At 43.1% G+C, this 8,905-nt stretch carries 6 protein-coding genes; 5 read left to right on the top strand and 1 reads right to left on the bottom strand.

Annotation, left to right across the window (positions count from 1 at the left end):
- Positions 1-198: 198 nt before the first annotated feature.
- Positions 199-1,812, bottom strand: coding sequence for a hypothetical protein (locus tag F6K46_RS36330; RefSeq protein ID WP_293067442.1), 1,614 nt, complete (start codon positions 1,810-1,812; stop codon positions 199-201).
- 1,126 nt (positions 1,813-2,938) lie between these two features.
- Here F6K46_RS36330 and F6K46_RS36335 point away from each other — a divergent pair.
- The 5 genes from F6K46_RS36335 to F6K46_RS36355 all read left to right on the top strand — a co-directional run bounded on the left by F6K46_RS36335 (position 2,939) and on the right by F6K46_RS36355 (position 7,184).
- Positions 2,939-3,157 (top strand): hypothetical protein, encoded by a 219-nt coding sequence (locus F6K46_RS36335; protein ID WP_293067445.1) that lies wholly within the window; start codon positions 2,939-2,941, stop codon positions 3,155-3,157.
- Between the two features lie 300 nt (positions 3,158-3,457).
- On the top strand, positions 3,458-4,795 hold the full coding sequence (locus F6K46_RS36340) for a sigma-70 family RNA polymerase sigma factor (RefSeq protein ID WP_293067447.1): 1,338 nt from the start codon (positions 3,458-3,460) through the stop codon (positions 4,793-4,795).
- A gap of 190 nt (positions 4,796-4,985) precedes the next feature.
- Positions 4,986-5,408, top strand: a complete 423-nt coding sequence (locus F6K46_RS36345; protein WP_293067450.1) for a hypothetical protein — start codon at positions 4,986-4,988, stop codon at positions 5,406-5,408.
- Positions 5,409-5,522: 114 nt separating this feature from the next.
- Entirely contained in the window at positions 5,523-5,945 is a 423-nt protein-coding gene (locus F6K46_RS36350; protein WP_293067452.1) for a hypothetical protein, read from the top strand.
- 804 nt (positions 5,946-6,749) lie between these two features.
- Complete coding sequence (locus F6K46_RS36355; protein ID WP_293067455.1) at positions 6,750-7,184, top strand: hypothetical protein; 435 nt, start codon at positions 6,750-6,752, stop codon at positions 7,182-7,184.
- Positions 7,185-8,905: the final 1,721 nt, after the last annotated feature.

An 8,905-nucleotide genomic window follows, 5' to 3' on the forward strand; every position in this document is an offset into this window, starting at 1 on the left:
TAATCTCCCGTAGGTTAACCATCCTCGGATGTCCAAATCCCTTCGGCTCTGGTATCAGCCTACGCAGCACAACCCAAGCCCTATCACTCATATCACTCGGATAGGCTTGGCGGTGGGGATTGGCGATATCAGGCAAACGACTCATGGATACAGTGGTTCAACTCATTTCGTCATATAGGTTACAGGCTACTCAGCCCGTCATTGAGTTTCCTTTAGATTCTCTTTACAAATCAGCTCTAAAACACCATTAGCACTCAGGTACAATTGACTTGATCGTCCTTTTGGATCTTGCAGATAGGTAAACCGCATCGGTGCCAAAGGCGAAATCCGCGCAGATTCTCGAATCCGAGTTGAGAGATGGGGTCCGGTGTAAGATATATTCACCACCAGATAATCACCACGAGGTAATTCAGCAGGTGGTTTTGTCTGATCGCCCTCTCGAATCTGTAGATGAATCATCAGATTACAGATCCATTTGCCTGGCTCCAATAAAATTTGGTTTCCCCCTTCGGCAACAGTGGCAGCCCCTTCTACCTCAATCACGGGCCATTTAGCTAGCTTGAAACCCACCTTTGCCTGATAGGGAATCGTGACCTTGTCAGGATTCCGACTGATAAGGGTGTATTCAAGCTTGCCACCTTCAGAACCAAAAACGAGAGCTTCTGGCACTTTCCCGTCATCGGTTGACCAGGACAGCGCTACTGTACTCAACAGAGGGTCACCCTGGACTGTGATGGAAACAGGAAACGATTGTTCTTGGTAGATCGTGTTGATGTAGCTGGAATCAATTTCACCGAACAGCGTTGTGAAATCTTTACTCACGCTACCTTTCAACCACGTCCAACCACCATCGACACTGAGCTCAAAACTCAGCTCAACCGCATCCATTTCTTCACGCCACGTCAGCTTGTACATTACTCCTGACGTGGGACTCTCTGGATGATCAGCAGTCCCAATTGTGGCAGTTTCAGTATTTGAGATAGGCTCAAACAACCGATTAAATAGATCGTGCTGCACCTGTTCCGCAAAGGTCTTGAGCAGGTTTTCTTCCATTCCCGTTAATTCGGGGGGAAGCGGTTCTGGAAGCTTAATTTCAATCAATTGATCTTGAACTAACTGCTCCCAAGCTCTGTCAACTTCTTCTCTGGTTCCGTAGTAGTAGCCATCCTCCTTGAGCTTGAGCACAGAAGAGAGGTTTGCAAAAATGCTTTTACCTTTCACATGAATCTGAGCCTGTACTTGCGGTAGCACTTGAGGATACTCATAAGTGAATATCAGTCCCCCGGTTAGTTGGGTCCCGGACTGAATGTTTTCTACCCACTTCTGAGCGCCTTTTGCAGTCAAGTCCAGCAATAAGGAGGTGGTTTCACCCGCACTGACAGAACTCGTAGCCTCAACCTCTGGGATAGTTACCTTTCCTAGTGACGGATCTAGCAGGATTTGGACTTGAATGTTACGAATAGGCAAGGGCAAAAACTGTAGATTTTCTCCCAAAAAATATCCACTTTTGAGAATTTCCCTTCCCCACTCTTGCTTGAGAGCCTCTTGGGTTAGGAAGTCATATTGGGGCATCAAGGTTGCTGTAAAGCTTAATGCCCCCCCCTTGACCGAATCGATTCCTTGGTCCCACTTGCGAAAGACCGTTAAGGTAGCCTGATATTGTTTATTATCTGAATTAACTACCAAAAAAGATCGATTGGGCATATAGAGAATGACATCAGGTTGTGTACTCTCAAAAAGCCTAAAATCACCAACGTTCCAACTGCTCGTGCTTAGAGCAATCCCGATTTCCGTATCAAAGGATGATGTCATTAAAGGTGCTCCCATCTGTTTAATAGATTGCAGGCTCACTTAAATCCAGTATTAAAAATCATCAGATTTGTGACAGTACCCGTAAGGGTACCTTTTTTGACAGTATCCCCACGTCAGCTCCGCACCTGTCCAACTAGAGCTATCGTATACTTCCTCAGGGTAAGCTCATCTAAATTAGTATCAAAAACTACAGATAAAAGTTTTTTAATAGTATCAAACCAACCAAATATATTACCATTAGAGCCGAAATCCTCAATAGATTATCAGCTATTTCGCGTTGTTTATAATACATTTTATAGTATTGTTAAGGCAAGTAACTGGGGTTACCGGAACTTAAAGATTTTTCCAAATTCTGATCGAATGAAAATGAGGGAGATGGGTGGTGCGATGCGATTCTCCTACAGAGACGCTACGCGATGAAGCGAAGCTTCCGCTAAAAGCGATCGCTATCAAGATAGAGTCCGAGCAAACAGCTGCCTTTACATCGACCCTCGGCATATAACCGACATCACCTATCCACAAAACCCCTAGCATATAAGTAGTCGGACAAAAGTAAAATTAACTGTTGAAATAGGGAACAGGGAACAGGGAACAGGGAACAGAGGAATTTTTGGCAACTTTACACAAGTTAATACCGCGAGGTTTATTTGGTCCAGCTACTTAAGGCCTGGCAATTAGCTCTGTGGATATTTGTACTGGGGGTATCTCAACAGTATCTGGGGGGAGATAACCCAATATAGCTACAAGGTACCTCTATTTTAAAAACCCTTATAATGGCCATCATTCAATCAACTGACTACTTATAGAATTAATAGTACCCTCAGGGGTACTGTGGCCTTAAAAATTACTAGCTATCATAAAAATGTGGTGAGAGAAAAACTCAGCCAAACCCAAGAAAAATAAGTTGACAGGTACAACAATGAGAAATACATGAGCACAATTGATCTTATTTCTACCCCAGAAATTAAGATTGTCTCTCTTAACCAAGTAATTGTACTCACTTGGATGTTTAGAACGGGATTTTGAAAGTGCTACCTTTTTATATTCATCGATAAAATACTCGCCACTATTAGATTCAATAATAATAAACCAATCATAATACTCTTGAATCTTAAGCATTCAGCTAATGCGCTACGCGCACGCTACGCCAACAGCTAATGCGCTACTTGTGGTGCTAAAGGCCTTTGGCCACGCTTTCGGCAAAGCCGACGCTTCGCGAACGCGAACAGCTAATGCGCTACAGATGGTGCTACTTGAGGTGCTAAAGGCCTTTGGCCACGCTACGCGAACAGGTTATGGATCACAGCGTCAAAGCCTGTGCCACGGTACACCAAACAGCTTTTGAATAAGCGATGCAGTGGCCTCACGGGGGTTCCCCCCATCAGCGACTGCCGGGGTTTCCACGGGATTTTCAAGGTGCGGAGGCAGGTGACCCACGCAGCCCCTCTCCACTCGCGCTTGGGATCAAGACAACACGTAAGCATTGGTTTAATCTCTGTTACGTCAGCTGACCACTGTTCGCTGACCGCTGTTCGCTGACCACTGAACGCACCTCAAGTAGCGTGCGTGGCACAGGCTTCGACGCTGTGATCTAGCCCATATGCTTACGTCAATTTGATTAGAATTTACTACAAGTTGAGCAATTATGATGTCAGATATTCCATTAGAAGCCACTTCTACTTCCACTGCATTGAGCCAATCCCATCACTTTTCACAGAAAGAGTTTTGGCAGCAATGGCAGCAATATCGAGACTATCTCTATCATCGCTGTCTCAGGTGGATGGGTGGAAACCCTACTAATGCTGAAGATGCCCTGAGTCGGGCGATGATCAAGGCATGGGAGAAGGTGCAAAAATTTAGGGGGAAAATTGCTAATTTTAAGGCTTGGCTGACAAAGCTGACTCATAATCTCTGCGTGGATATTCATCGAGAACATTGTCGCAGCGCTAACCATGTTGAGGATATAGAAGGGATTCCAGAGGAAAAAGGATTAGTTTTCTGTGACGATACCCCACAAAGGGCTTTGGAGACAGACGAGAAAAAGATTGCTATCCGCCGTGCCATTGATAACTTACCTGGTCGGCTGCACCAGACGTTTATCTTGCACTTTTCTCAAGAACTGTCTCATCGAGAGATAGCCAAACAGCAAGAGATTTCCTACCAAAATGTCTGCAAGCGCATCTCCCAGGCGCGGGCCATTCTGCGAGAGGAGTTGAGGGGATATTTTATCGGCGAGGATGAGACTGATAGGGAATTATCGGTTACGCCAACTAATGAGGCAACAGAGTCAGCAATTGGGGAAATGTCCCAGGAGAATGGGGAAGTTGAAGCGATTGTGGGCGATACGGTGACATCATCTGTTGCGGTAAAGGAAGTGGAGAGTGTTGTGGGTGAAGAAGTGCGATCGCTGAAAGCGGGGCTTCGCCCATCGCCTTTGGCGCGGCTGAGGCCTTTGGCCACGCTACGCGAACGCGAAGCGTCGGCTTTGCCGAAACGCCGATCACTGCAGCACTCTGAGTCGGTTCCTGTTGCGGCTACTTCTGAGGAGACCTTAGATCAAGTGCGGTTGAATACCCATAATAAAAGTGTGGGGAGTGTGGGGAGTGTGGGGAGTGTTGGCAGATGGGGAGATGGGGAGATTTTTATTAAGGGTAATTATCTGGACTTCAAATTAGAAGTAAATATAGAAGTAAATAAAGATGGTTATCGGTGTGTTGAGGCGACGCTTTGTGAAAGGAAGGGGAGTGTCAATGCTACTACCCTATTTTCTAAGTTAATTTTGCCTTTCCAATGTTCACTCCCAAGTCATAAGTTTGTGAGGGATAGGAGTGAGTTGGTTTCTGATCTAGGTGATAGATTGATCATCCGAAAAGGGAGCCACGAGAGTCCGAGAAGCCCACCGACAGCTGAAAAAACTATCAAAATTCAAAATTCATTTCCTGAGGTGCGACCCGAACGCGCCCCCCGTCGGCTTTGCCGATAGGTGCGACCCAAGGCCGGGTTCCCCGGCCATTGGAAAGCGCACCTTGAGCGAATTTAATTCTTAATGGGTCAAGCGCACCTAAATTGTTCTTTGGGTTAGCGCAAAAATTCCTAAATTCCTCGGCTAAATCGTCTTAAAAATCGTCTTAACGGTGTAGAGAAACAAAACCGAAAGGATAAGGAAATACACAATGTCTGTACCAAAAATCAAAACCCTTCATTTTCTGGCGATCACATCCAGGTCTCAATGGAGCGAATCTAGTAGTCTTCTAGAATTAGACACCCGATCCTATGACGTGCAAAGACCTGATCTAGGGCCGCAAATTAAGAGCTTCCAACTCGATACAGGGCATCGGGAACAAGGCAAAGCGATTGCATGCTCTCTAGACATGCCCGAGAATTTATACTACTTCGAGAATATGGTTCTGATCATCAAAGGTGATGACCTGTGGCTGCCGAAAACAATGGCTTTCTATGCAGAGGACACTACAGGATATGTTTATCCAATAGTGGAGTATATAAACTGGCCTGAGCGAAAAGATACCACATGGAGTACTGATCCGAAGGAGGGAAAAGCTAAAATCGAGATCTTTCCCCTGCTACTGGACGTGTAAGGGACTTCCAAAAAATAAATGATCCTTTTAGTTAGCGCAAAAATTCAGAAATTTATCGGCGAAATCGTCTTAAGGATGTAGACAAACAAAACCGAAAGGAGAAGTAAATACACAATGTCTGTACCAAGAATCAAAACCCTTCATTTTCTGGCGATTACATCCAGGTCTCAATGGAGCGAATCTAGTAGTCCTCTAGAATTATACACCCTATACTCTGACGTGCCAAGACAAGATAGAACCCCGCAAATTAAGACTTTCCAACTCGATACAGTGCATCGGGAACAAGGCAAAGCGATTGCATACTCTCTAGACATGCCGGAGAATTTATACTACTTCCAGACTATGGTTCTGATCATCAAAGGTGATGACCTTTGGCTGCCGAAAACAATGGCTTTCTATGCAGAGGACACTACAGGATATGTTTATCCAATAGTGGAGTATATGAACTGGCCTGAGCGAAAAGATACCACATGGAGTACTGATCCCAATGAAGGAAAAGCTGAAATCCAGATCTTTCCGCTGATATTGGACGCGTAAGGGACTGACAAAAAATAAATGATCGATTACCAATTCTCTAGGAAAATGCGCTTAATACAGCAGCTGTTATGGGCGTGATTACACAGAAATAGCAAGGCAATGATTAAGCACATTGTTACAGAGAATTGGTAAGTGAACTACCCCGACTTACTTCGTTGACGTCGGGGTAGTTCACATTCGTCTAACCCAACCAACATTTTATTTCGTGCCTGGGATCGGACCAAGTGCGATTCTCCTAGGTCGCCGCTACGCGAACGCCTTACTCTGGTCGGGTTAGACCGGGTGATAACTATAGATCTTGCTGATTAACTCTCAAAGCATTGACAGATAAAGGTTTTAGCCTTGTTGGTATGTGCTTTTATAACTCCTACCTCCTACCTCAATACTCCTCCCTACTACCTAAATACTCCTACCTCCTACCTCAATACTCCTACCTCAATACTCCTACCTCAATACTCCTCCCTCCTAACTACTAACTCAAACAGGAGACAGGAGACAGGAGATAGGAGACAGAATAAAGAATCAATTTTATTCTTTCCTTATGGGGATGCAGTAAATTATCCACCTTTATAACTACTAACTCCTAACTACTAACTCCTAACTACTAACTACTACCTCCTAATTTTTTACTTGTAAATAATTATTAAAAACTTTATAAGTTGTCTCAATTTTTTTTATTTTCCACTTGACAACAACCCTAGCCAATGTTTATACTATAAACATCCCAAAAAAAGCCGCGCTTTTCGCTTGACCGGCCACAAGCGCGGCTCTTTCCCAAACTACAGTTTAGGTAACTCTATCATAATGGCAAACAAACGATTTATACATCATCCCATCGATTATCGTGAAGCAATGGAGGGTCTTGAACAGCTTGGACAACAGACGGAACCGAAGCAGGAAAATTCCTATCCCTGTCCCATCACGGAGCGAGAGCAAATTCTAATCCGACTGTATAGTTACTTGGAATTGGGCATGACACCGCAACGGTTCTACCAGAAGTGGGACGTAACTCACGAAGATATTGCTTTGATCTGCTCCTGTTCTGTTCACACGGTTAATGGCTGGTTTTCCACCAGTCGTCGCTGTTACCCTCCCACTGCTGGTCACTTGCGTCATCTGGCGATTATGGATTTTTTGTTGGAGGATTTTGAGACTATTCCGAAGGAATTATTGGAGCGATTATGCTCGCAGAGTGTTGAAGGTTGTTCGCGTAGCGTGGCCAATAGGCCAAGGTTTTAAGGTTGAAGGTTTTAAGGTTGAAGGTTTTAAGGTTGAAGGCAGAAGGCAGAAGGCAGAAGGCAGAAGTCAGAAGGCAGAAGGCAGAAGTCAGAAGGCAGAAGTCAGAATTCCCAATTCTCAATTCTTAATTATTAATTATTAATTCTTAATTCTAAATTCCCAATTCTACATTCTACATTCAAAGGCGATCGCTGTCTTGTTTGGAATCTATTCAGATTAGACTATAGATGAAGCTTGTTGTTAATAATTTTTGTGCTAATCGGGAAAATATTGATTAGATACTGAACTATAGCATGTCTGAAAATGCTATAGCTAAAATAACTTAACGTTAATAATTCTTAACAAAAAAGGTACCCTTAAGGGTACTGCGAAGCCAGGAAATTATCTGACATTCTATAAATATCTTGATTGAAATGAATAGCAGCAAGAGGTAAAACTCATGGCTTACAAAGCCTTTCATCCCTGTGTCTCTTAAGTTCTGATCAAATTGGGAGTAGATCAAAGTGGCAGCAGAGATGAACTATGTACTATCAGAGTAAGCTGAAACCCATGAGGGAGCTATAGCTAATGTACAAATGCTCTGTATAAGTGACCTCCCCAAGAGCAACTGGCGTGGTTTCCCCCACTCGCGCTTTGCATCAAGACAATGTTGGAGTTATGAATTAGGCTTTTTATTTATTATTTAAACTATCATAACATCCGCCTTTTTGGTGAAACCATTTCGTAATTAAGCAACAACCAAAATATGTTTAAAGTTTAGCGATTGAGTATCAGTAAAATACTAAGTTTTACCTAGAATTAATCCAATTTTAATAAAACTTAGATTAATTAAATTTTTGTTACATTTATGGAAAATCAGGTTAGCTTATCCTACGAGAGAAATTATGACACCATCTGAAATTGATAAGACTATTACAAATCGGATATTCGAGACCCTCAAGGTATCAACCATCAAATCCTTAATACGAATTCCTGTTTTAATCTTGATTTCAATTCTTTGGAGCCCTTTGGTATTTATGCTCTGGAATTGGCTAATGCCCACAATGTTTGAGATTCAAAAAGTTTCATGGCTTCAAGCAATTGGGCTGACGATTCTAGCGAGATTGTTATTTACCTATGAATATCCGGTAAAAAGTAATGGGTGATTCTTACAATATCCAGTCCAATGACACCACCATCAATTGGGGACAGTGTATTTATTTTTTTCTGTGGTCGATGTTGAATTCGCTGATTGAACCTCTAATAAAATACTCACTCGTTATTGTTCTATGGAACTGGCTAATACCTGAAATTTTCGGACTAGCCCCGGTCAATCCTTTTAAACTCCTTGGTTTTCTCTGTTTATTAACGTTCTTCCGGTCAACTTTATTTTTCTCCTGTAGCCGGGGAAAGGTGAATATATGGCTTGAACCGATCGATATTTAAAGAGCGTAATGATTTGTGATATCAAAAGATAGGTCTCAAATTGTTAATAATACCTACAGCGGTTTGCCATTCAGGTAGGTACTTTTGATCACTTAACAATAATTTTGAACGTCATGCTCTTCCCCCGAAAAGCAGCTTGAGTTCCGGTGTAGTAACCGTTTATTCCTTAAACTCAGATCTTGCACCAAAAAAAGTGGCTGTGAGAAGGAACGGCTGAAGTTATTGTTATTAGGGGATTAGAGGCAGTTCTATCCCTGAGTTAGAGACAACTAATCAAATACCTTGAAAAAGCCTCT

Source organism: Moorena sp. SIO3E8, assembly GCF_010692445.1.
Lineage (GTDB): Bacteria > Cyanobacteriota > Cyanobacteriia > Cyanobacteriales > Coleofasciculaceae > Moorena > Moorena bouillonii.

Coding starts and splice junctions, on each gene's coding strand:
- F6K46_RS36350 (WP_293067452.1), top strand. CDS start 5,523: ATGTCTGTACCAAGAATCAAAACCCTTCATTTTCTGGCGATTACATCC.
- F6K46_RS36335 (WP_293067445.1), top strand. CDS start 2,939: ATGCGCTACGCGCACGCTACGCCAACAGCTAATGCGCTACTTGTGGTG.
- F6K46_RS36330 (WP_293067442.1), bottom strand. CDS start 1,812: ATGACATCATCCTTTGATACGGAAATCGGGATTGCTCTAAGCACGAGC.
- F6K46_RS36355 (WP_293067455.1), top strand. CDS start 6,750: ATGGCAAACAAACGATTTATACATCATCCCATCGATTATCGTGAAGCA.
- F6K46_RS36345 (WP_293067450.1), top strand. CDS start 4,986: ATGTCTGTACCAAAAATCAAAACCCTTCATTTTCTGGCGATCACATCC.
- F6K46_RS36340 (WP_293067447.1), top strand. CDS start 3,458: ATGATGTCAGATATTCCATTAGAAGCCACTTCTACTTCCACTGCATTG.